This is a genomic window from Candidatus Sodalis pierantonius str. SOPE (assembly GCF_000517405.1).
GTDB classification, from domain to species: Bacteria; Pseudomonadota; Gammaproteobacteria; order Enterobacterales; family Enterobacteriaceae; genus Sodalis_C; species Sodalis_C pierantonii.
This window is the reverse complement of sequence record NZ_CP006568.1, coordinates 3,807,814-3,829,122: the sequence shown is the minus strand read 5'-3', so window position 1 is coordinate 3,829,122 and position 21,309 is coordinate 3,807,814. Positions and strand designations below refer to the sequence as shown.

18 protein-coding genes and 11 pseudogenes are annotated in these 21,309 nt (G+C 51.6%); 20 read left to right on the top strand and 9 right to left on the bottom strand.

The features are described 5' to 3' along the window. Window positions 1–167: 167 nt before the first annotated feature. Window positions 168–1,091: pseudogene (locus SOPEG_RS26715) on the bottom strand (IS5-like element ISSoEn1 family transposase). Between the two features lie 26 nt (window positions 1,092–1,117). Here SOPEG_RS26715 and SOPEG_RS18985 point away from each other — a divergent pair. Together SOPEG_RS18985 and SOPEG_RS18980 are read left to right on the top strand one after the other, a co-directional pair. Then, on the top strand, window positions 1,118–2,119 hold the full coding sequence (locus tag SOPEG_RS18985; RefSeq protein WP_158382480.1) for an SGNH hydrolase domain-containing protein: 1,002 nt from the start codon (window positions 1,118–1,120) through the stop codon (window positions 2,117–2,119). A 64-nt stretch (window positions 2,120–2,183) separates the two neighbouring features. Further along, window positions 2,184–3,107, top strand: a complete 924-nt coding sequence (locus SOPEG_RS18980; protein ID WP_025243834.1) for an IS5-like element ISSoEn1 family transposase — start codon at window positions 2,184–2,186, stop codon at window positions 3,105–3,107. Window positions 3,108–3,148: 41 nt separating this feature from the next. On the opposite strand, the gene SOPEG_RS18975 is transcribed toward SOPEG_RS18980, so the two are convergent. The 4 genes and pseudogenes from SOPEG_RS18975 to traT all read right to left on the bottom strand — a co-directional run. After that, window positions 3,149–3,448, bottom strand: coding sequence for an Rpn family recombination-promoting nuclease/putative transposase (locus tag SOPEG_RS18975; protein WP_158382478.1), 300 nt, complete (start codon window positions 3,446–3,448; stop codon window positions 3,149–3,151). A gap of 74 nt (window positions 3,449–3,522) precedes the next feature. Next, window positions 3,523–3,822 (bottom strand): ribbon-helix-helix domain-containing protein, encoded by a 300-nt coding sequence (locus SOPEG_RS25435; RefSeq protein ID WP_071882253.1) that lies wholly within the window; start codon window positions 3,820–3,822, stop codon window positions 3,523–3,525. A 30-nt stretch (window positions 3,823–3,852) separates the two neighbouring features. Further along, window positions 3,853–4,509, bottom strand: coding sequence for a nucleotide-binding protein (locus SOPEG_RS18970; protein WP_417903457.1), 657 nt, complete (start codon window positions 4,507–4,509; stop codon window positions 3,853–3,855). Window positions 4,510–4,605: 96 nt separating this feature from the next. Further along, a pseudogene (traT, locus tag SOPEG_RS25430) lies at window positions 4,606–4,707 on the bottom strand (complement resistance protein TraT); the annotation flags it as partial. A gap of 73 nt (window positions 4,708–4,780) precedes the next feature. Here traT and SOPEG_RS27935 point away from each other — a divergent pair. The 11 genes and pseudogenes from SOPEG_RS27935 to SOPEG_RS31020 all read left to right on the top strand — a co-directional run. Next, window positions 4,781–4,996 (top strand): annotated as a pseudogene (locus tag SOPEG_RS27935) (transposase); the annotation flags it as partial. A gap of 70 nt (window positions 4,997–5,066) precedes the next feature. After that, window positions 5,067–5,603 (top strand): type IV secretory system conjugative DNA transfer family protein, encoded by a 537-nt coding sequence (locus tag SOPEG_RS18960; RefSeq protein ID WP_335334062.1) that lies wholly within the window; start codon window positions 5,067–5,069, stop codon window positions 5,601–5,603. Then, window positions 5,566–5,844 (top strand): type IV secretory system conjugative DNA transfer family protein, encoded by a 279-nt coding sequence (locus SOPEG_RS31235; protein ID WP_335334102.1) that lies wholly within the window; start codon window positions 5,566–5,568, stop codon window positions 5,842–5,844. Before SOPEG_RS18960 ends, SOPEG_RS31235 begins: the two co-directional genes overlap by 38 nt. Then, window positions 5,844–6,224: a hypothetical protein gene (locus SOPEG_RS18955; protein ID WP_051419924.1), complete on the top strand. Its 381-nt coding sequence runs from the start codon at window positions 5,844–5,846 to the stop codon at window positions 6,222–6,224. The genes SOPEG_RS31235 and SOPEG_RS18955 overlap by 1 nt, the downstream gene beginning before the upstream one ends. Beyond that, on the top strand, window positions 6,221–6,724 hold the full coding sequence (locus SOPEG_RS30015) for a hypothetical protein (protein ID WP_236851562.1): 504 nt from the start codon (window positions 6,221–6,223) through the stop codon (window positions 6,722–6,724). The genes SOPEG_RS18955 and SOPEG_RS30015 overlap by 4 nt, the downstream gene beginning before the upstream one ends. Further along, window positions 6,721–6,897 carry a hypothetical protein gene (locus tag SOPEG_RS30010; RefSeq protein WP_236851561.1) on the top strand — a complete coding sequence of 59 codons (177 nt, stop codon included), beginning with the start codon at window positions 6,721–6,723 and terminating at the stop codon, window positions 6,895–6,897. The genes SOPEG_RS30015 and SOPEG_RS30010 overlap by 4 nt, the downstream gene beginning before the upstream one ends. Continuing rightward, complete coding sequence (locus SOPEG_RS18950; RefSeq protein ID WP_236851560.1) at window positions 6,888–7,970, top strand: TraM recognition domain-containing protein; 1,083 nt, start codon at window positions 6,888–6,890, stop codon at window positions 7,968–7,970. The genes SOPEG_RS30010 and SOPEG_RS18950 overlap by 10 nt, the downstream gene beginning before the upstream one ends. Window positions 7,971–7,977: 7 nt before the next feature. After that, window positions 7,978–8,593: pseudogene (gene repA / locus SOPEG_RS18945) on the top strand (plasmid replication initiator RepA). Between the two features lie 40 nt (window positions 8,594–8,633). Next, window positions 8,634–9,839, top strand: coding sequence for an IS256-like element ISSoEn2 family transposase (locus tag SOPEG_RS18940; RefSeq protein WP_025246521.1), 1,206 nt, complete (start codon window positions 8,634–8,636; stop codon window positions 9,837–9,839). Between the two features lie 80 nt (window positions 9,840–9,919). After that, on the top strand, window positions 9,920–10,051 hold the full coding sequence (locus SOPEG_RS30410) for a hypothetical protein (protein ID WP_257720364.1): 132 nt from the start codon (window positions 9,920–9,922) through the stop codon (window positions 10,049–10,051). Next, window positions 10,048–10,287, top strand: coding sequence for an ANR family transcriptional regulator (locus SOPEG_RS31020; RefSeq protein ID WP_025246520.1), 240 nt, complete (start codon window positions 10,048–10,050; stop codon window positions 10,285–10,287). The genes SOPEG_RS30410 and SOPEG_RS31020 overlap by 4 nt, the downstream gene beginning before the upstream one ends. Here SOPEG_RS31020 and SOPEG_RS25420 read toward each other — a convergent pair. Then, window positions 10,280–10,519, bottom strand: a complete 240-nt coding sequence (locus SOPEG_RS25420) for a hypothetical protein (RefSeq protein ID WP_025246519.1) — start codon at window positions 10,517–10,519, stop codon at window positions 10,280–10,282. The genes SOPEG_RS31020 and SOPEG_RS25420 overlap by 8 nt on opposite strands. A 26-nt stretch (window positions 10,520–10,545) precedes the next feature. On the opposite strand from SOPEG_RS25420, the pseudogene SOPEG_RS18930 reads away from it, so the two are divergent. Further along, window positions 10,546–11,469, top strand: a pseudogene (locus SOPEG_RS18930) (IS5-like element ISSoEn1 family transposase). A gap of 280 nt (window positions 11,470–11,749) precedes the next feature. Here the strand turns inward: SOPEG_RS18930 and SOPEG_RS25415 are convergent. Next, window positions 11,750–12,959, bottom strand: a pseudogene (locus tag SOPEG_RS25415) (IS256-like element ISSoEn2 family transposase). Between the two features lie 218 nt (window positions 12,960–13,177). Between SOPEG_RS25415 and SOPEG_RS18915 the strand changes: the two are divergent. Then, window positions 13,178–14,102, top strand: a pseudogene (locus tag SOPEG_RS18915) (IS5-like element ISSoEn1 family transposase). Window positions 14,103–14,143: 41 nt separating this feature from the next. Here the strand turns inward: SOPEG_RS18915 and SOPEG_RS30405 are convergent. After that, entirely contained in the window at window positions 14,144–14,266 is a 123-nt protein-coding gene (locus SOPEG_RS30405; protein ID WP_257720363.1) for a hypothetical protein, read from the bottom strand. 338 nt (window positions 14,267–14,604) lie between these two features. Between SOPEG_RS30405 and SOPEG_RS25405 the strand changes: the two are divergent. The 5 genes and pseudogenes from SOPEG_RS25405 to treA all read left to right on the top strand — a co-directional run. Then, window positions 14,605–14,808: pseudogene (locus SOPEG_RS25405) on the top strand (DNA adenine methylase); the annotation flags it as partial. A 352-nt stretch (window positions 14,809–15,160) separates the two neighbouring features. After that, window positions 15,161–15,739: pseudogene (locus tag SOPEG_RS30000) on the top strand (DNA adenine methylase); the annotation flags it as partial. A 120-nt stretch (window positions 15,740–15,859) separates the two neighbouring features. After that, on the top strand, window positions 15,860–16,609 hold the full coding sequence (istB, locus tag SOPEG_RS18905) for an IS21-like element ISSoEn3 family helper ATPase IstB (protein ID WP_025246516.1): 750 nt from the start codon (window positions 15,860–15,862) through the stop codon (window positions 16,607–16,609). Window positions 16,610–16,984: 375 nt separating this feature from the next. Next, a pseudogene (locus SOPEG_RS18895) lies at window positions 16,985–17,942 on the top strand (LysR family transcriptional regulator). Between the two features lie 438 nt (window positions 17,943–18,380). Continuing rightward, window positions 18,381–19,878: pseudogene (treA, locus tag SOPEG_RS18890) on the top strand (alpha,alpha-trehalase TreA); the annotation flags it as partial. A gap of 10 nt (window positions 19,879–19,888) precedes the next feature. Here treA and SOPEG_RS25400 read toward each other — a convergent pair. Beyond that, complete coding sequence (locus SOPEG_RS25400; protein WP_025246514.1) at window positions 19,889–21,160, bottom strand: Glu/Leu/Phe/Val family dehydrogenase; 1,272 nt, start codon at window positions 21,158–21,160, stop codon at window positions 19,889–19,891. Window positions 21,161–21,309: the final 149 nt, after the last annotated feature.

The window sequence follows — 21,309 nt, the reverse complement described above, 5'->3', positions numbered from 1 at the left end:
GCTTCAGCGGTTCGCGCGTGGGCCTCTTACGCATCGTCCACGCCCGCGCGCCATTTGGCTAACAGTGGTGTTCATACAGCACGCCGAGGAGGAAAAAGACAACACGTGACGCGCTTTGTTGAATAAATCCGAAATTTGTGACGACTTCCTCCCTATCAGGGCGATTGTTACATGATGCGGACGCTGTTTGGCATTCCTAACAGCGTGATCCGGTTAAGCGCTTTGACCATTGCCATAGCCTCACCTACCTGCGCGTCATAGTCATGCAGACTCAGATGACCACCCAGAAGTGTTTTAAACTGGAACATGGCCGTTTCAGCCAGTGAACGCCGGTGATAACCTACTTTCTTTTTCCAGGTATCGTTATTGCCGCTCAGATGCTGATTTGCCACCGCATGGTTACGCTCATGGTATCGAGCTGGCCAATATTGCGCACCACTTCGCGGTGGGATAAGCGGCTTTATTTTTTTCCTCAGCAGAGCATCATGACAGTAACGCGTATCGTAAGCACTGTCAGCCGACGCTTCCCTGATTTTCCGGTGGGTTTGGTTAATCAGCCCGGGCAGAGCCTGCGCATCTGTCGTACCGCTTAGCGATAAATCGGCACAGATAATTTCATGTGTCGCGCTATCTACTGCCAGATGAAGCTTGCGTCATACTCTGCGCCTCTCAGCCCCATGCTGCCTGACTTTCCATTCGCCTTCGCCGAAGATTTTCAGGCCGGTGCCATCGATGACCAGGTGTGAGATTTCGCCGCGGGTTGGCGTTTTTATGCTGATGTCGACGGTTTTTGCTCGCCGGCTGACCAGAGAGTAATCTGGGCAGCGCAGCGACAGCCCCATCAGTTTAAAAATCGCGTCAACGAAACCCTGTAACGCCCGGAGAGAAAGGTTAAACACGCGCTTTATCATCAGAACCGTGGTAATGGCCATATCGGTGTAGTGAAGCGGCCGGCCACGATGTTCAGGTGGTGTACTCTCAGTCCATGCAGCAATGGCTGACTCATCATGCCATACTGTCATGTCCCCCCGCTGCCTGAGCGCATTGTTGTATGCGGGCCAGTTGGTGATTTTAAACTTTTGCTTTGCCATGGGGACCTGATGTTGAAACGAATGTAGTGATCAGAGCCGCCAGTCACCTAAAAGTTCGATTTATTCAACAAAGCCATTTTTTTATTGAAAAACCATGTAGAAAAAAAAGTAACTCTTTGCCAACATCTTTTTCAATCCTCGTGTTAATACCAATAATTATTTTTGTAGCACTATACTCATTGACCGAACGATACAATGGGTTCAGTGGGCGCTTTGGTGCAGATTATTTGCGTATAACATCTACGCTGGACAAATATGAGTCGCCCTATAGAGAGTCATGTTTGAACGATAATGAGGACGGAAAAAATAACGATTGTATCATTGGTGATACAGACGCCCTCAAAAAGGCACTACTGATCGGAGACTCACATTCTAATCATTTTTGGAATTTTATAGATTTATTGGCTAAGGATGCGCATGTCTCTGTGATGGTACAGGGCACATCGACGTGTTTAGTGTTACCCGGTATTTCTCAGTTTGATTGGGGGCGCTACAAAAACAGTGTATATAAAGATTGCCATGACAATGTGGCCCGCTATTATGACAAGATACAAAAAGAGAAATTTGATTATGTCATCATTGGTGAAGTCTGGAACCATTGTACAAGTGACAATATCATAAATAAACTCGGGGATGCGCGTTCAGAGGCGTTGCCCAGACAACGCATTGAAGTCGCGATGAGAAAGGCGATGGGTATCATAATTAAATCAGGCGCAAAGCCCGTTATTATAAAAACAATCTATATTGCACCCAAAGAATACGTACCATGCTTTTATCAAAACGTCAAATTAAGAGCACACAATAAAGACGCATCTTGTGAACGTGGTGTATGGAATGGTGATGGTAGTGACTGGTTCAATCAGCTTTTTAAGCAATTAAAAACTGAATATCCTTCCCTTATTATTATTGACCCGAAGCGCGTACAATGTTCGGGGAAAAACTGTGTAACAGAAATTGATGGGATCCCTATTTACCGTGATTACTGGCATCTTACAGATCACGCTTCTTTTATTTTTGGGCTTTGTTGAATAAATCGAACTTTTAGGTGACTGGCGGCTCTGATCACTACATTCGTTTCAACATCAGGTCCCCATGGCAAAGCAAAAGTTTAAAATCACCAACTGGCCCGCATATAACAATGCGCTCAGGCAGCGGGGGGACCTGACAGTATGGCTTGATGAGTCAGCCATTGCTGCATGGACTGAGAGTACACCACCTGAACATCGTGGCCGGCCGCTTCACTACACCGATATGGCCATTACCACGGTTCTGATGATAAAGCGCGTGTTTAACCTTTCGCTCCGGGCGTTACAGGGTTTCGTTGACTCGATTTTTAAACTGATGGGGCTGTCGCTGCGCTGCCCAGATTACTCTCTGGTCAGCCGGCGAGCAAAAACCGTCGACATCAGCATAAAAACGCCAACCCGCGGCGAAATCTCACACCTGGTCATCGATGGCACCGGCCTGAAAATCTTCGGCGAAGGCGAATGGAAAGTCAGGCAGCATGGGGCTGAGAGGCGCAGAGTATGGCGCAAGCTTCATCTGGCAGTAGATAGCGCGACACATGAAATTATCTGTGCCGATTTATCGCTAAGCGGTACGACAGATGCGCAGGCGCTGCCCGGGCTGATTAACCAAACCCACCGGAAAATCAGGGAAGCGTCGGCTGACAGTGCTTACGATACGCGTTACTGTCATGATGCTCTGCTGAGGAAAAAAATAAAGCCGCTTATCCCACCGCGAAGTGGTGCGCAATATTGGCCAGCTCGATACCATGAGCGTAACCATGCGGTGGCAAATCAGCATCTGAGCGGCAATAACGATACCTGGAAAAAGAAAGTAGGTTATCACCGGCGTTCACTGGCTGAAACGGCCATGTTCCGGTTTAAAATACTTCTGGGTGGTCATCTGAGTCTGCATGACTATGACGCGCAGGTAGGTGAGGCTATGGCAATGGTCAAAGCGCTTAACCGGATCACGCTGTTAGGAATGCCAAACAGCGTCCGCATCATGTAACAATCGCCCTGATAGGGAGGAAGTCGTCACAAATTTCGGATTTATTCAACAAAGCGTCGAAAAAGCCGAAACGTCATTAATTTTTCAGGGCGACTTTGGTGCTCTAGTAAGCAATAGATATATGCATCTCCTATCGTTGACTCTAGGGAGTAAAGCATATCAGAGCACTGGCTACGTAAATCCCCTTCAATAAGGGATCCAGATTCCATTAATAATGTATTAAAATTAAGATTCTTTTTTATTTTTTCTGGTAAATGTATCTGCAAAAAGTCCTGAGCAATTTTAGAATCACCAAGAAATTTCTTAAAAAAAGCATCATGATAAGATAGCTGTCTACCCAAATTTACCCCCTTACGCATACAATTATTATTCAATAGTTTATAAAACAACATAAAATGATGTGTATTAATACTTACTATTTTTTTACAGGGGGTCTCCCAGCCTTTGGACTGAACTTTCTAACATCAGAAACCAATTCCAACCGACTAGAAGAAGGCATATCTTCTAAAGCTTTAAGTGCAGCACGGACTATATCTGCTCTTGATGCACCACTCTCTGCCTGAAAAATCTCGCATTTTTCCAAGTCTTCATCTGTAAGTGTAATATTAACTCGATGAACCATTGTTGCCGAGACTGGTTTTCTACTCGCATTACTAACAAATTGTCGTAGAGAAGCAGATGGAATATTAACTAGTTTTTCAGGTAGCTTAGCCATTCTCACCTCAATGATGTATAATATTACACATCATATTATTTTTAGTTCTTTTACTAGCAATTCAATCTCTGCACGAGCTTTGTTCCTAGACTTATCATTGTACTCATGAACTCCCATGCCTGTGTTATACGCTGTTTTATAAGCTTTACGATAAAAAATACGTTGGCGTGGTACAGGTAACCAGTCAGGATCATCATTGAGCATTGATCTTAGAGAACTAGCTTCCGTATCTCGTGGATCTGTTGGACAACGATTAAGTATCAACCATGCGCTAAGCTTGGTATTAAGTGTCTGAGCCTCTTTTACATCAGCAACTAATTGCGCCAAAGTATTTATTTCTATCTGTGCAGTAGGATCAATAAACGATAATAAAACATCTGCACAACTTAGCCCCTTTCTAAATTCTGGCGATTTCTTTCCTGGTGAATCTAGGAAAACATAATCATAGGTATTATTTAATTTTCTCGCTTTGTCTGCAATGCTTGTATAGGATTCAAAATAATCTATTGTTGATAATCCCAAGTTAATTCTTTCTGTGGCCCAGTCCTTTATGCTTCGTTGATCATCACATTCAAGAATAGCACATTTCTTACCTCTCTTATTCATTAAGTAGATAAGAATCATAATTAACATTGTCGATTTACCAACACCGCCCTTATGACTACCAAACATAAGAATCATACACACCCCCAAAAAATGATGTGTATCATTACACACAAATAATGCGCAAGCAAGGATTTCTTGCTTTATTGATATGTAATATTACACATCAATAGATGTTATTTAGAGAATACCTGCGATTGACTTAGCTAGCTGATCTTCCAGTACCGGCTTCGCTTCATCAAACTTCAGATTGACCTTGTTAGCACTGGAAACAACGCGAGTCGAGCCTGTTTAGAAATTTGTGTATTTGCCTGATTTTGATATGTTCAATCCAACATCAAAAACAGGTTAATTTATGGACGAAAAACAGTTGCAGGCTCTGGCTAACGAACTGGCCAAAAATCTCAAAACCCCTGAAGATCTCAGTTACTTCGATCGGCTGCTGAAAAAAATTAGCGTCGAAGCAGCTCTCAATGCCGAAATGACCCATCACCTCGGCTACGATAAAAATCAGCCTAAACCGGGGACCAACGCCCGCAACGGCTATTCCACAAAAACCGTTACCACTGGCGTGCCACGCTGACCCAGCATGCGGATGCGCTGGAAGTCGGTTTTATGCCGCCGCTGCAAGGACGACTGTCATGAGAAAACCCGTTTATCTGGGGCTGGCGCTGCTGTGGGGGAGCGTGGGCGTTGATGCGGCACCGCCGGCCGAGGTCCCGCCGCCGTCCCTCTTCGCCTGGCTGACGCCCGCGCCAGCCCCTCACGATGGCGTTAACGACACCGTCTATCAGATGCTGAGCGAGGCGGGGAGCACGGAAGGTTTTCGCGGCGGCAAGGCACAACGGGCCTGGGAGCTGCGTCAGTCGCTGTTACAGCAGGCGGCACAGCTCGACCGTCTGTATCTGTTAGCGCCGCTGATTCAGCGTGAAGGCTGGCTGCCGCCGGTGATTGCCGAGGCGACCTCGATGGCCACCATCACCGACCGGCAGATGCGCACGGTGCATCACGTCTACAACATCCTGGTGCCGGAACGCTTTGTCAGTAACCCGCCCAGCTGGCGTCAGTATCTGTTCGCCGGCCTGGCGGTCAACGCGACGCCGGGCACGGACGTGATGCTGCGCAACCGGGTAGACCGCCATCAGGAAAGGCTGGCAAGCCGGCCGTCAGAGCGCTGACGACACGCTGGCGGCCAATTTTAACCGCCTGACCCGGGATTACACCGGCATGCTGCGTTACTCGCTGCTGCTGAAACAGAACATGATGACGCCGCCGGTGGTCAGTGAACAGCTGAAATCGGTCAGCGGTGACCGTCAACAGCTGATGCTGGGCGACAAGGTACGCGACCTGAAGCAGCGCGCCGGGTTCGCTCTGGACAGGAAAGGTTGGCAGCCGGTTATTCAGACAGGGAGGGAATAATGAGCGCACTGGCGCAGTTTGATTTTTCCGTCGGATTCACCGCCGACACCCTGCGGTGCTTTTTCGTGCATTGCTATCGCCACGCGGTGTCCGATATTCATCTGCAAAGCAATGGCCGGATTATTGTGGGGCAGCACGGGCGTCTTATCCCCTGTTCGGCGTTTACGCTGGATCATTCGACGCTGCTGGCGTTGATTGACGGCATTTTCAGCCCAGCGATCAAAGCCCGGGTCCAGAGCGGCAAAGGCGACGATGCGTCCCTGCAGCTGGAAGGCGACAGCCATCAACGTTACGGGCTGGCGCGCGGGGAGCGGATGCGCTTTCGGGCCAATTTCACCCAGGCCACTATTCTCGTGGCGTCAATACCGCCATTGCCGTGACGCTGCGGGTGATTAATAACGCGATTCCGCCGCTGACTGACCTCGGCTTGCCTGACGACCTGTATCAGATGCTGGCTCATCTGCCGGTTGACGGCATGGGGCTGGTTGTCGGGCCGACCGGCTCCGGCAAAACGGAGGCGCTGCTGTCGTTGCAGCTCAACAGCCTGTGCTGGGGACGGGGAATGACGTTCTCCGACGGCAAGGAGGAAACCACTCTGGCGTATTCTATCTGGTCCCTGATGCGCCGCTTTGGTCAGGAAGATAATTATTATGTTTTAAACTTCCTGAATGGGGTGCGCGACCAGTTCGATGCGTTGCTGGGTAATGATCGCACTCGCCCGCAATCCAACTCCATCAACCTGTTCGGCGAGGCGAATACGACGTTTATCATTCAGTTGATGGAGTCGTTGCTGCCGCAAGTGGGGGCTAATGACGCGGGCTGGCAGGATAAAGCCAAGCCGATGCTCTACGGGCTGGTTTATGCGCTGTACTACAAATGAAATGCAAAAAAGAGAACATCCGCATTTCGCAGTCCCTGATCCAGACGCATTTACCACTGAAAAAAATGGCCGAGTTGTACATCGAAGCCAAACAGCACGGCTGGCATGATGAGGCGGTGAATGCGCTGGAAAGTTATCTCAATAACCTGGCCCCGGGTTCCGCATGGATCTGATTACCCGGCCATCCGAGTGGGAGCAGAGCGTCTACGACCAGCCCGGGTTCCTTATCCAGCAGTTTTCCCGCATGCTGACCATGTTTAATGACATCTACGGGCATATTTTTTCAACCGATGCCGGCGATATCGATATTAACGACGTTCTGCACAATGACCGCACCCTGGTGGTGCTTATCCCGGCGCTGGGACTGTCGAAAAGTGAGTCGGCCAACCTGGGGAAACTGTATATCTCGGCCAAAAGGATGGTTATCGCCCGCGACCTCGGCTACCAGCTGGAAGGCAAGCATCTCGATGTCTTGACGTCGACGCGGTTTCGTCAGCCGTTTCCGTATCCCGATATCCATGATGAGCTGGGCAGCTACTTTGCCCCGGGGATGGATGACCTCGCGGCGCAGATGCGCAGCCTGGGGATGATGCTGGTGATTTCTGCGCAGGATATCCAGCGTTTTATTGATCAGTTCAGGGGCGAGTATCAGACCGTCAATGCCAATATGCTGATCAAATGGTTTATGGCATTGCAGGATGAAAAGGATACCTTTGAACTGGCCAAAGCGACCGCAGGTAAAGATTATTACGCCGAGCTGGGCGAAGTGAAACGGACATCCGGCACGGTGAGCAGCCATTATGAAGATGCCAACACCACCTATATCCGCGAAAAGCACCGTATTTCGCTGGATGAACTCAAGGACCTGAATCCGGGGGAAGGCTTTATCTCGTTTAAAAGCGCCCTGGTGCCCAGCAATGCGATCTACATTCCAGACAGTGAAAAACAGTCGTCCACCCTGGCGATGAAGATAAACCACTTTATTGATGTTGGCACACCGGGCGAAGCGGAGTTACTGGCCCAGCAGCCGAAACTGGCAAGATTGTTACCGCCAGCGGAAATGGACATCAATACTGTGCTGCAGCGTACCGATGACATCATTGCCGGTAGCGCGGTGCATACCCTTCCCCCGCTGATGGATCCGGTTCTGGCAACGCTGGTCCAGGTTGCACTGGATCTGGATAACCGCAGTGATATCGGTTACAGCCCGAGCCAACGGGGGATCCTGCTGTTTGAGGCCGTCTAACGCGCTGATGGTGGCGATGGCAGACCGGCTGAATATCGTCTCCGGCAAGGTGGAGGCCGGCGTCGAGCAACTGTCGGACTGGTGTGGTCTGTCAACGGGCAGCGGCGCCTAAGAAGAGCATCTCACGCGCCAGCCGGGCGCTGACGACGCTGGAAGAGCTGGGCGCCATCAAATGCGAACGGGTGTGGGACGACAGCACGCATTCCTATATCCCCAAGATTATCTGGGTCACCGAGCTGTTCTTTGTGCTTATCGATTACGAGGTGGGTAAATTTCTGGCGGCACAGAATCAGCAGCTGGCCTGGGAAAACCAGAAGCTGCGTGACAAAGGCGAAGGCCCCATCACTCTGAGCGAAGCCCGTCGTCGCGCGAAAGAAAAGCACATCAAGAAAGCGTTTGATTATCGCCTTAAGAAGCGGGCCTTCAACAAGCAGCGTCGTCATGCGCGCAAGATTGATGAGATGGAGCCTGCACAGGCCCGGCACTCCATCATGAACGACCTGGTGAAGCTGCACAGCAAGGATGAGCTGGAAGCGATGGGTCACCAGGGGCTGCGGCGTCTGGTTGACCAGCGCTACCATGCCCTGCACAGAGCCTGTTTAGAAATTTGTGTATTTGCCTGATTTTGATATGTTCAAGCCAACATCAAAAACAGGTTAATTTATGGACGAAAAACAGTTGCAGGCTCTGGCTAACGAACTGGCCAAAAATCTCACCCCTGAAGATCTCAGTCACTTCGATCGGCTGCTGAAAAAAATCAGCGTCGAAGCAGCTCTCAATGCCGAAATGATCCATCACCTCGGCTACGATAAAAATCAGCCTAAACCGGGGACCAACGCCCGCAACGGCTATTCCACAAAAACCGTTACCACTGGCGATGGCCCGCTGGCGCTGCGTACTCCGCGCGATCGTGACGGTTCCTTTGAACCGCAACTGGTGAAGAAGAACCAGACCCGGATTACCGGGATGGATAACCAGATTTTATCGTTGTACGCCAAAGGGATGACCACCCGCGAGATCGCCGCCGCGTTCAAAGAGCTGTATGACGCCGATGTCTCGCCGGCGCTGGTCTCAAAGGTCACCGATGCGGTCATGGAGCAGGTTGTCGAATGGCAAAACCGGCCTCTGGATGCAGTCTATCCCATTGTTTATCTTGACTGTATCGTTCTAAAAGTCCGGCAGGACAGCCGCATCATCAACAAATCTGTGTTCCTGGCGCTGGGCATCAACATCGAAGGCCAGAAAGAGTTGCTAGGTATGTGGCTGGCCGAAAATGAAGGCGCAAAGTTCTGGCTGAACGTGCTGACAGAGCTGAAAAACCGCGGCCTGAACGATATCCTTATCGCCTGCGTAGACGGGCTGAAAGGTTTCCCTGACGCTATTAACGCGGTGTATCCGGAGGCGCGGCTCCAGCTGTGTATCGTACATATGGTGCGCAACAGCCTGCGGTTCGTCTCCTGGAAGGACTACAAGGCCGTCACCCGCGACCTGAAAGCTATCTATCAGGCCCCTACGGAAGAAGCCGGCTTGCAGGCGCTGGAAGCGTTCTCCAGTGCCTGGGACATCCGCTACCCGCAAATAAGTCGAAGCTGGCAGGCAAACTGGGCCAATCTGGCCACGTTCTTTGCCTACCCAACGGACATCCGCAAGGTGATCTACACGACCAACGCCATCGAGTCGTTAAACAGCGTGATCCGGTATGCCATCAAAAAGCGCAAGGTGTTCCCGACCGACGACACAGTGAAAAAGGTGGTGTGGCTGGCGATACAGGCGGCCTCACAGAAATGGACAATGCCTTTGAGGGACTGGCGCATGGCAATGAGCCGCTTTATTATCGAGTTCGGTGACCGCCTGGACGGTCACTTCTGAGAAAAGGCATTTACACAGAATCGTGTACAGGGTCCCGACGCAGAGCTAACCCTAAACCTGAGTTAACCAGGAGTAAGGCTATGAAAAAGTCTACCTTCCGCGTGCGCGCCTTTGAAGCGCCGCAATCGATTCTTGCGCTATTTGCTCGTAAATCGCGCTATCTGACCGTTCGCCAGCGGGCGTATCTCCTGAAATTTGGAGGTGCGGCATGACACGTTCCCTGTACTCGCATATTGCCCGTTCTGCGGCCATACATGAGAACGCCGGTAGCCTGACTCAGGCTGCAAATCTCTGGCGCCAAGCCAATGAGCTGGCGGTTCTGAAAGCAAATCTAGACTGGACGTCGCACCGTGCGCACGTCTGTGAAGCCCGGCTGAGTCTGGCGGCTAAAGCTGCCCGCGTGAGAAACGGGGGCAACATTTCCCACCTAACCAATAGTGTTATTTAGCCGCTCTTTGTTCTAGTTCTTGTTTCTTCTCACGATGCCAGTTTGTTTTGAATAAACGCGAATACTCGACTGCTCGTCGTAAATCTGGCATATCCAGACGTAACGCAGGATCGTACTCTTTCAGCGCCTTTTCATACTGGTAAAGTATCTCTGCATTCTTCTGCATCCACTCACCCTCTGCGTGGCTTTGTTGAATAAATCGAACTTTTAGGTGACTGGCGGCTCTGATCACTACATTCGTTTCAACATCAGGTCCCCATGGCAAAGCAAAAGTTTAAAATCACCAACTGGCCCGCATACAACAATGCGCTCAGGCAGCGGGGGGACATGACAGTATGGCTTGATGAGTCAGCCATTGCTGCATGGACTGAGAGTACACCACCTGAACATCGTGGCCGGCCGCTTCACTACACCGATATGGCCATTACCACGGTTCTGATGATAAAGCGCGTGTTTAACCTTTCGCTCCGGGCGTTACAGGGTTTCGTTGACGCGATTTTTAAACTGATGGGGCTGTCGCTGCGCTGCCCAGATTACTCTCTGGTCAGCCGGCGAGCAAAAACCGTCGACATCAGCATAAAAACGCCAACCCGCGGCGAAATCTCACACCTGGTCATCGATGGCACCGGCCTGAAAATCTTCGGCGAAGGCGAATGGAAAGTCAGGCAGCATGGGGCTGAGAGGCGCAGAGTATGGCGCAAGCTTCATCTGGCAGTAGATAGCGCGACACATGAAATTATCTGTGCCGATTTATCGCTAAGCGGTACGACAGATGCGCAGGCGCTGCCCGGGCTGATTAACCAAACCCACCGGAAAATCAGGGAAGCGTCGGCTGACAGTGCTTACGATACGCGTTACTGTCATGATGCTCTGCTGAGGAAAAAAATAAAGCCGCTTATCCCACCGCGAAGTGGTGCGCAATATTGGCCAGCTCGATACCATGAGCGTAACCATGCGGCGGCAAATCAGCATCTGAGCGGCAATAACGATACCTGGAAAAAGAAAGTAGGTTATCACCGGCGTTCACTGGCTGAAACGGCCATGTTCCGGTTTAAAACACTTCTGGGTGGTCATCTGAGTCTGCATGACTATGACGCGTAGGTAGGTGAGGCTATGGCAATGGTCAAAGCGCTTAACCGGATCACGCTGTTAGGAATGCCAAACAGCGTCCGCATCATGTAACAATCGCCCTGATAGGGAAGAAGTCGTCACAAATTTCGGATTTATTCAACAAAGTGATTTTGAGAAGCAAATCTATGTCAATACTGTTACAACGTGTGGAGTGCATGAAAGAATATTCACGATTGGCGGTGCTGGCTGAGGAACGTGAAGCGCGCGGAGAATGGCGGCAAGCTGCCGCGCTCTGGGAAAGGGCAGCTGAGGCTGGACGGCAAGTGAATCATGGCGACAAGGCTGTCGCTCGGTTAGGACCCTGTACACGATTCTGTGTAAATGCCTTTTCTCAGAAGTGACCGTCCAGGCGGTCACCGAACTCGATAATAAAGCGGCTCATTGCCATGCGCCAGTCCCTCAAAGGCATTGTCCATTTCTGTGAGGCCGCCTGTATCGCCAGCCACACCACCTTTTTCACTGTGTCGTCGGTCGGGAACACCTTGCGCTTTTTGATGGCATACCGGATCACGCTGTTTAACGACTCGATGGCGTTGGTCGTGTAGATCACCTTGCGGATGTCCGTTGGGTAGGCAAAGAACGTGGCCAGATTGGCCCAGTTTGCCTGCCAGCTTCGACTTATTTGCGGGTAGCGGATGTCCCAGGCACTGGAGAACGCTTCCAGCGCCTGCAAGCCGGCTTCTTCCGTAGGGGCCTGATAGATAGCTTTCAGGTCGCGGGTGACGGCCTTGTAGTCCTTCCAGGAGACGAACCGCAGGCTGTTGCGCACCATATGCACGATACACAGCTGGAGCCGCGCCTCCGGATACACCGCGTTAATAGCGTCAGGGAAACCTTTCAGCCCGTCTACGCAGGCGATAAGGATATCGTTCTCAGGCCGCGGTTTTTCAGCTCTGTCAGCACGTTCAGCCAGAACTTTGCGCCTTCATTTTCGGCCAGCCACATACCTAGCAACTCTTTCTGGCCTTCGATGTTGATGCCCAGCGCCAGGAACACAGATTTGTTGATGATGCGGCTGTCCTGCCGGACTTTTAAAACGATACAGTCAAGATAAACAATGGAATAGACTGCATCCAGAGGCCGGTTTTGCCATTCAACAACCTGCTCCATGACCGCATCGGTGACCTTTGAGACCAGCGCCGGCGAGACATCGGCGTCATACAGCTCTTTGAACGCGGCGGCGATCTCGCGGGTGGTCATCCCTTTGGCGTACAACGATAAAATCTGGTTATCCATCCCGGTAATCCGGGTCTGGTTCTTCTTCACCAGTTGCGGTTCAAAGGAACCGTCATGATCGCGCGGAGTACGCAGCGCCAGCGGGCCATCGCCAGTGGTAACGGTTTTTGTGGAATAGCCGTTGCGGGCGTTGGTCCCCGGTTTAGGCTGATTTTTATCGTAGCCGAGGTGATGGGTCATTCGGCATTGAGAGCTGCTTCGACGCTGATTTTTTTCAGCAGCCGATCGAAGTGACTGAGATCTTCAGGGGTTTTGAGATTTTTGGCCAGTTCGTTAGCCAGAGCCTGCAACTGTTTTTCGTCCATAAATTAACCTGTTTTTGATGTTGGCTTGAACATATCAAAATCAGGCAAATACACAAATTTCTAAACAGGCTCCGTTATGCTGAGTGATCTTCAAAAAAATATTGAAGAAATAAAAGCAAAGGTAAAAGAAATAAAATTTGACAGGCTTTGTTGAATAAATCGAACTTTTAGGTGACTGGCGGCTCTGATCACTACATTCGTTTCAACATCAGGTCCCCATGGCAAAGCAAAAGTTTAAAATCACCAACTGGCCCGCATATAACAATGCGCTCAGGCAGCTGGGGGACCTGACAGTATGGCTTGATGAGTCAGCCATTGCTGCATGGACTGAGAGGTACACCACCTGAACATCGTGGCCGGCCGCTTCACTACACCGATATGGCCATTACCACGGTTCTGATGATAAAGCGCGTGTTTAACCTTTCGCTCCGGGCGTTACAGGGTTTCGTTGACTCGATTTTTAAACTGATGGGGCTGTCGCTGCGCTGCCCAGATTACTCTCTGGTCAGCCGGCGAGCAAAAACCGTCGACATCAGCATAAAAACGCCAACCCGCGGCGAAATCTCACACCTGGTCATCGATGGCACCGGCCTGAAAATCTTCGGCGAAGGCGAATGGAAAGTCAGGCAGCATGGGGCTGAGAGGCGCAGAGTATGGCGCAAGCTTCATCTGGCAGTAGATAGCGCGACACATGAAATTATCTGTGCCGATTTATCGCTAAGCGGTACGACAGATGCGCAGGCGCTGCCCGGGCTGATTAACCAAACCCACCGGAAAATCAGGGAAGCGTCGGCTGACAGTGCTTACGATACGCGTTACTGTCATGATGCTCTGCTGAGGAAAAAAATAAAGCCGCTTATCCCACCGCGAAGTGGTGCGCAATATTGGCCAGCTCGATACCATGAGCGTAACCATGCGGTGGCAAATCAGCATCTGAGCGGCAATAACGATACCTGGAAAAAGAAAGTAGGTTATCACCGGCGTTCACTGGCTGAAACGGCCATGTTCCGGTTTAAAATACTTCTGGGTGGTCATCTGAGTCTGCATGACTATGACGCGCAGGTAGGTGAGGCTATGGCAATGGTCAAAGCGCTTAACCGGATCACGTTGTTAGGAATGCCAAACAGCGTCCGCATCATGTAACAATCGCCCTGATAGGGAGGAAGTCGTCACAAATTTCGGATTTATTCAACAAAGCGATCCACACCGATAAAACCTGATGGAAAAACCGTCAATCCGCCATAAAAAGTCAGCACAAAAATGATGGCTATTGCCCTTAGACCATCGATATCATAGAGGTATTTCATAAAAACCTATATTTTTCAATTAATTATAATAAAAAACAGTTCATTGCAGCTCATCTGCAGCCTTACCCTAACGTATTTTGCATCATTGTTAAATACACTCGTTTATGGGAACTCCCAGCTTAATATTTATGCCGACAGATTAATCAATGCTGGATTACCTCTTTAGCCATTACAGGTTAACATTTTGATTTTAAATTAAAATATTTCTCTTCCCGTGTTATTACTTATAGCCACTACCCCTCAGTCAGTATCTACAAGTTACAACTAATAATTATCTTGACGATTAATTACTGATTATTGATCGGTAAAAATTATAGTAACGCATGAGGATTGCATTAATGAGTACGCCAATCGTACCTTGGGTGGAAGGAAAGCGGCGGCTGGCTAAACGTCTTCTATCGTACTTTCCTGAGCACAAATGCTACGTTGAACCATTCTGTGGGGGAGCGGCGCTGTTTTTCAGCAAGGAACCATCCACAGTCGAAGTGCTGAACGATATCAATGGCGATTTGATAAACCTCTATCGGGTGGTTAAGTGTCACCACCGGTTTAAATCTGATCCACTCTGCTAATTAAATCACTATTCTTTTAAGAGGAAGCTAACAAAAATAATCTTGGATATTTGAAAACTATAAGACAGTTCGACAAGTGGTCATAATCGCATCCATATGCGCGATCTCTACATCGAAAAAAACGCCAAGCAGGGCGCTGACGCGGTTTCCGGGGCTATGCCAGTCACAAGTTCGCTTCGCTCACGTATCGGTGCGCAGAAGCTTCAGAGCGCGTTTATAAGTACTTTTCGCGCCTCGCATGCCTTCGGCATAATGGCGTATTAATAACCACTGATTTTAACAAAAAAGCCTATTTTACTTAGCAGGGTGGATCACTTTTCAATTGGTAATGACAGTTAAGTACCATTTGGAGAAATTTATACGTCAGTTTAAGTGGGCTTTAAGCAGTAGGCAGCTGTTTGATTGGCTAAAAGAAACACCACCACAAACGCTGACCGATATACAGCGAGCCGCCCAGTTTTACTATCTTCAACAACTCACATTTGGTGGCAAAGTGAGCGGGCAGAACTTTGGTACTTCCGCTGTGCGATCACAGTCATTGAACCTTCTAAGAATCGAAGAGCAGCTATAACAGGCTCATCTGCGTTTATCTCAGGCAACCATAGAGCATCTTGGTTGGCAGGCTTGTATTGAAAAATATGATAGGCCACATACATTGTTCTACCTTGATCCACCTTACTGGAAGACTCAAGGCTATGGCGTGGCGTTTGGCCTAGAGCAATACAGCATCATTGATAGCCTGGCTCATTCGATAACAGGAAGAATGGTTATTTCAGTTAATGATATCCCAGAAATGAGGAGCATCTTCAAAAACCTTCATATCGACGTTGTTGACCTAAAATACTCATTAGGCAACAACCCTCATAGCAGACGCGAGTTGATCATTCGCAATTTCGCCTGATTTCCTTTTTGCAAACAATTCTGGACTGTCCAAAATGGCCACTTTTTAGTGGTTTAAAGGAGTCCAGAATTGCTTGCAAATTAGTCCAAAATATTTTGCATCGCTACAAGGAGAATAAATATGGATACACTGTTAATGGCTCTGCGAGAGCTGAAGTTGTCGGCAATGGTCCAGGCGTTGGAGACGCAACGCGAACTCCCGGGGAGTTATGGGGAGCTGGGGTTCGAGGAGCGGTTGTCGCTGATGGTAGAAGCGGAAAATTTGCATAGAAAAAACAACCATATATGCCGTATGCGACGGCAATCGCAAATGCGCTTGCAGGCAAAACCGGAAGATATCCGTTATATCCCTAGCCGAGGAGTGACACCGGAACAGATGCGAGATCTGCTAGGGGGACAATATCTGAAATATCAGAAAAGCATACTCATCACGGGGCCGACAGGTACGGGCAAAACCTGGCTCAGTTGTGCGCTTGGTGAGCAGGCATGCCGGCAGCAATATAGCGTGCGTTACTGGCGAGTGGGTAGGTTGCTGGCCCATCTTCACCAGTGTCAGGTAGACGGGACCTATCTAAAACAGCTTAAGCAGTTAGAAAAAATAGAGTTACTGATCTTGGACGACGTGGGCCTAGAATCAATAAGTCCGATGCAGGCAACGATGCTGTTGGAGGTGATGGAAGATCGCTACGACAAAAGCAGCAGCATCCTGATCAGTCAACTGCCGGTGAAAAAATGGTATGGACTGATAGAAAACCCCACGACAGCTGACGCGTTACTCGATCGGTTAGTACACCCCAGCTATAGACTGGAACTTAAAGGCGAATCACTACGCAAAGAGCAAGGAGTAGTCAGCACAGGAAAAATAGACTAAACCCGTGTCAGAAGATGAGCGAACACGTGATCGAATATCACTGGAATGGGTGATCGGAAAATATCGGAATAACTGATCGGATGTCGCCGGAACAGCTGATCGGATACGTCGGAATCTGCAGCCTGCATATCGGCGCCTAAAATGCCCAGCATCGGCTGACTATAGTAAATCGACGCCACGCTCAAACCCGCCCCGCCGGCCATTATCATGACAATGGCCGGCGTTAGTACATGTGGCGTATGGAAAGCAATGGGCGTTCCCTTGGGTACTATGGACATAATCTTTTTTCCTAAACGGGTAACCAGGCGGGATTATTGCCTGGGAAAGCGACGCCGGGTAGTAACCGACAGAGTAAAACTGTTATACGTTATATGTATGAACCAGTTCTCATTATCCGGCATCGACCGCATCGCGCTGATGGAAACCTTCGTCCGCATCGTCGACGCGGGCAGCCTGTCGGCTGCCACCGCACAGCTGGGCACCAGTCAACCTACCGTCAGCCGTCGGCTACAGGCGCTGGAACGCGCCCTGGGGTTGAAGTTACTGCAACGAACGACTCACGTGATGACGCTGACCGACGACGGCCAGCGTTGTTACACCCATGCCAAAGCGCTGCTGGATAATTGGCAAGGGATTGAACAAGATTTGCGCGGCGCCACCGAGGAGCCGCGCGGCGTATTGCGCGTCCTGGCGCCGCACGCCTTCGGCCAGGAACAACTTATCACGCCATTGCTGGCGTATCTCCGCCGCTTTCCCGCCATGACGGTCCAGTGGATGCTCAACGATCGCCGCCCGGACTTCATCGCAGAGAGTATAGATTGCGCGATTCAGGTGGGCAGCGTCATCGATCCTTCGGTCGTCGCCATTCAGTTGGCGGAGGTGCCGCGCATCGTCGTGGCGGCGCCGTCGCTGCTGGCAGGGCGCGCGCCTCCCGCCACGGCCGCGGAGCTGCACGCGTTGCCCTGGCTGGCGCTAAGTACCTTTTACCTCAATGAGGTCGCGTTAAGCCGTCAAGCCGACGGCAAGATGCATCGATTCGCCATTCAGCCGCGCCTGATTACCGACAGCCTTTACGCGATTCGTAATGGCGCATTGGCCGGCTTTGGCGCCGCGCTGGTCTCTACCTGGATTGTCCTTGAGGACATTCGCCAGGATCGTCTGCTGCACCTGGCGCCCGATTTGGCAGAGCCTGCCGCTGCCGGTCTATCTGGTCTACCCGCAGGCCAGTTTCTATCCGGCGCGCCTGTTGCGTTTTTTGGACATTATGCGTCTGGCAATGGCGCAACTGCACGGTACCCGCAGACCGGGAGCAGGCCGCGCTGGTACATTCTGAAACAGGCTCCCAAATCCTGTTAACGGCAATAGGCCCGTGTGCAGGCCACCCCGGGCCGCGTATGGGCCAGGTATTAGCCGTTCGCTATTCACCCTTCCTTGATTTAACCCTACAAGAGCCTTCGGCGCCGCCCGACGGGGCGACGGCCCAGGCGGCCGTATGTTAGCCGCCTTGGCAAGTTAAATCGCCTTGTCTTGGCGCCGGGCTTGCTGCGTCATGGCGGGGTAAGCGTTAACCCGCCAGCAAAATCTCCCTTTCGATGATGACGTTTGTCGCATTACTTTCCACTAAGTTTCCAGTCAGGCGACATATCCGTCTATGGTTAACTAGTCATTAACTAAACAATAGGTTGAATCGCGCGACATTCCCTGCCTGTCCGCATTCGTTATGTTTCCTTACCGGCAACTCACGCTGCCGATGTTGACAACGGAGTTGAACATGCTGGCCGACTACATCCACGGTTGCAAACCCGCCCTGTTATCATTTGTCCTGGCGCTGTGCCTAGGCTCTGCGCCGCAGCCGCCGGACACGCTTTTCGGCCCGCTCTTTGACGTAGTGCAACGAGCCAAACTCTACCCCGATCAAAAAACGTTCGCCGACGCGGTGCCGCGTCAGGCGCCGGCCGCCATCCTTGCCGCTTACCGCCAGCAATACCAGCAGGCGGGATTCGATCTTAAACGCTTCGTCGAGGCACGCTTCGACCTGCCGGCAGCAAGTAAAGGCTGGCAACCGCCTGCCGGCCAAAGCCTACGCCAGTATATCGACGGACTTTGGCCGATATTGACCCGTAAAACGGATACGGTGCGTCCTTATGATTCCTTATTACCGCTGCCGGAAAGCTACGTCGTGCCCGGAGGACGGTTTCGCGAAGTCTATTATTGGGACAGTTATTTCACCATGCTGGGGCTGGAGGAAAGCGGGCAGTGGACGCTGGTGAAAAATATGACCGATAGCTTCGCCCATGAAATAGACGCCTATGGACATATCCCTAACAGCAACCGCAGTTACTATCTGAGCCGTTCGCAGCCGCCGTTTTTCTCGTTCATGGTAACGTTACTGGCGCAGCACCAGGGCTCCGGCGTTTATGCCCGTTACCTACCCGAGTTGAAGCAAGAGTATGCCTACTGGATGCAGGGCAGCGCACAACTGCCGCCGGGAGAGGCAAGCGAGCGCGTTGTGCGTTTGGATGACGGCAGCCTGCTCAATCGCTTATTGGGACGACCGTGACGTGCCGCGTACCGAATCCTATAGCGAAGATATCGCAACCGCCGCCAAAGCACAGGGCCGAAGCGCGGCCAGCGTCTATCGCGATTTGCGCGCCGGCGCCGCTTCGAGATGGGATTTCAGCTTTCGCTGGCTACGCGATCCTAACGACCTGTCCACTATCCGTACCACCGCGCTGGTGCCGGTGGATCTAAACGCACTGCTTTATCACCTGGAAACCCCGCTGGCCGAGGGCAGCAAGGCGCTCTACGCCCATCAGGATGCCGCCCGCTATACGCAGTTGGCGCAACAGCGCCGGCAGGCGATCAATCACTATTTATGGAATGAGCAGGACGGCTACTACACCGATTATGATTGGCAACGGCGGCAGATCACCCGCCCGGTCACCGCCGCCACGGTATTTCCCCTATGGGTAAAAATAGCGCCGCAAGATCGCGCCGGTCGAGTTGCCGCGACCGTGCGCAATCTGTTACTTAAACCCGGCGGACTGGTCACCACCACGGTTAATAATGGGCAGCAATGGGACGCCCCAAACGGTTGGGCGCCACTGCAATGGGTTGCCGTACAAGGCCTTGGCTATTACGGGCAGGATGCGCTGGCGCGGGCGATTGGCACCCGCTTCCTGGCCAACGTCGAGAAGCTTTATCAGGAAGAGCATAAGCTGGTGGAAAAATATGTGGTTGAAGGCGATGGCCTAGGTGGCGGCGGCGGACGGCACTGGGTTAGGGATACAGCCCGCGCTCGCGGCGCGCCATCAATATCCGCTCGCAGGCGATGGCGTAAGCGGCGGTGCGCAGCGTTACATCCAGCGCATCCGCTTTCTGCCACACCGCCTCCAGCGCCTCGCGCATGATGCGATCCAGACGGTCATTGATTTCCTGCTCGCTCCAAAAGAAACTGGAGAAATCCTGTACCCATTCAAAATAACTCACCGTCACGCCGCCCGCATTGCAAATCACATCCGGCACTACCGTTATGGCACGCTGGCGTAGAATATCATCCGCACCCGGCAGCGTAGGGCCATTGGCGCCCTCCAGTACCAGACGGCATTGCAGCGCGCGGGCGCGTTCGGGCGTGATCACGCCTTCCAGCGCGGCGGGCACAAAAATGTCGTACTCCTGGTGCCAGAATTCGTCCTCCTTCAATGGCGTCCCCCCGGCAAAACCGGCAATAGCGCCATGCTGCCGTTGATAGTCCGCCAATGCTGGAATATCCAGCCCGCGGGCCTCAAACAATGTGGCGCTATGATCCTGCACCGCCACCACTTTGGCCCCTGCGCGATGAAACAGCCCGGCCGCGACGCTGCCGACATTGCCGAATCCTTGGATTGCCACGCGGCAGTCCGGTACCGTTAAGCCGATGCGATCCGCCGCGCTGCTGCCGGTAACAAACACGCCACGGCCGGTCGCGTTCACCCGCCCAAGGGAGCCGCCTAAATGGATTGGTTTACCGGTGACAACGCCGGTGGTGGTGGCGCCAATATTCATGGAGTAGGTATCCATCATCCACGCCATGACCTGCGCATTGGTGCCGACGTCCGGCGCCGGGATATCCTGCTGCGGTCCGATAATGGTACCGATTTCGCTAGTGTAGCGTCGGGTCAGACGCTCCAGCTCCTTTTCCGAGAGCTCGCGCGGATCGACGCGAATCCCCCCCTTCGCCCCGCCGAAAGGCAAATTCAGCGCGGCGCTTTTCACCGTCATCCACGCCGACAACGCCATCACCTCTTCCAAAGTGACATCGGGATGGAACCGCACGCCGCCTTTACCCGGCCCGCGCGATAAATTGTGCTGCACTCGAAAACCTTCAAAATGACGGATGGTGCCGTCATCCATTTCCAGGGGAATATCCACTATCAGCGCGCGTTTAGGATGGCGCAACGTGTCTGCCCAGAGGGCCAGGTCGCCCAAATAGGGGAGCACGCGCTCCACCTGCGCCAGAAAAGTGGACCACGCAGAATTGTTATCTGTAGAAACATAGGAAAGGGAACTCATAACACAACCTCTTTCAAGCTAAGCGATGGGACGGTAACGGCGAATCGACACGGACATTGGCGCTTACGCGATTACCGGCGGGGAAATTGCACATCCATTTTTGTTTTACACTGCTGCGGCACTATTTTACCCGCGCAAAACCCCGCGAA

What these genes read in the sequence shown, in the direction of transcription:
- SOPEG_RS18980 (WP_025243834.1), top strand. Translation starts at nt 2,184, where the DNA reads ATGGCAAAGCAAAAGTTTAAAATCACCAACTGGCCCGCATATAACAAT.
- SOPEG_RS18955 (WP_051419924.1), top strand. Translation starts at nt 5,844, where the DNA reads ATGAGCGCACTGGCGCAGTTTGATTTTTCCGTCGGATTCACCGCCGAC.
- SOPEG_RS18940 (WP_025246521.1), top strand. Translation starts at nt 8,634, where the DNA reads ATGGACGAAAAACAGTTGCAGGCTCTGGCTAACGAACTGGCCAAAAAT.
- SOPEG_RS18950 (WP_236851560.1), top strand. Translation starts at nt 6,888, where the DNA reads ATGGATCTGATTACCCGGCCATCCGAGTGGGAGCAGAGCGTCTACGAC.
- SOPEG_RS30010 (WP_236851561.1), top strand. Translation starts at nt 6,721, where the DNA reads ATGAAATGCAAAAAAGAGAACATCCGCATTTCGCAGTCCCTGATCCAG.
- istB (WP_025246516.1), top strand. Translation starts at nt 15,860, where the DNA reads ATGGATACACTGTTAATGGCTCTGCGAGAGCTGAAGTTGTCGGCAATG.
- SOPEG_RS30410 (WP_257720364.1), top strand. Translation starts at nt 9,920, where the DNA reads ATGAAAAAGTCTACCTTCCGCGTGCGCGCCTTTGAAGCGCCGCAATCG.
- SOPEG_RS30405 (WP_257720363.1), bottom strand. Translation starts at nt 14,266, where the DNA reads ATGAAATACCTCTATGATATCGATGGTCTAAGGGCAATAGCCATCATT.
- SOPEG_RS25435 (WP_071882253.1), bottom strand. Translation starts at nt 3,822, where the DNA reads ATGGCTAAGCTACCTGAAAAACTAGTTAATATTCCATCTGCTTCTCTA.
- SOPEG_RS25400 (WP_025246514.1), bottom strand. Translation starts at nt 21,160, where the DNA reads ATGAGTTCCCTTTCCTATGTTTCTACAGATAACAATTCTGCGTGGTCC.
- SOPEG_RS31020 (WP_025246520.1), top strand. Translation starts at nt 10,048, where the DNA reads ATGACACGTTCCCTGTACTCGCATATTGCCCGTTCTGCGGCCATACAT.
- SOPEG_RS18960 (WP_335334062.1), top strand. Translation starts at nt 5,067, where the DNA reads ATGAGAAAACCCGTTTATCTGGGGCTGGCGCTGCTGTGGGGGAGCGTG.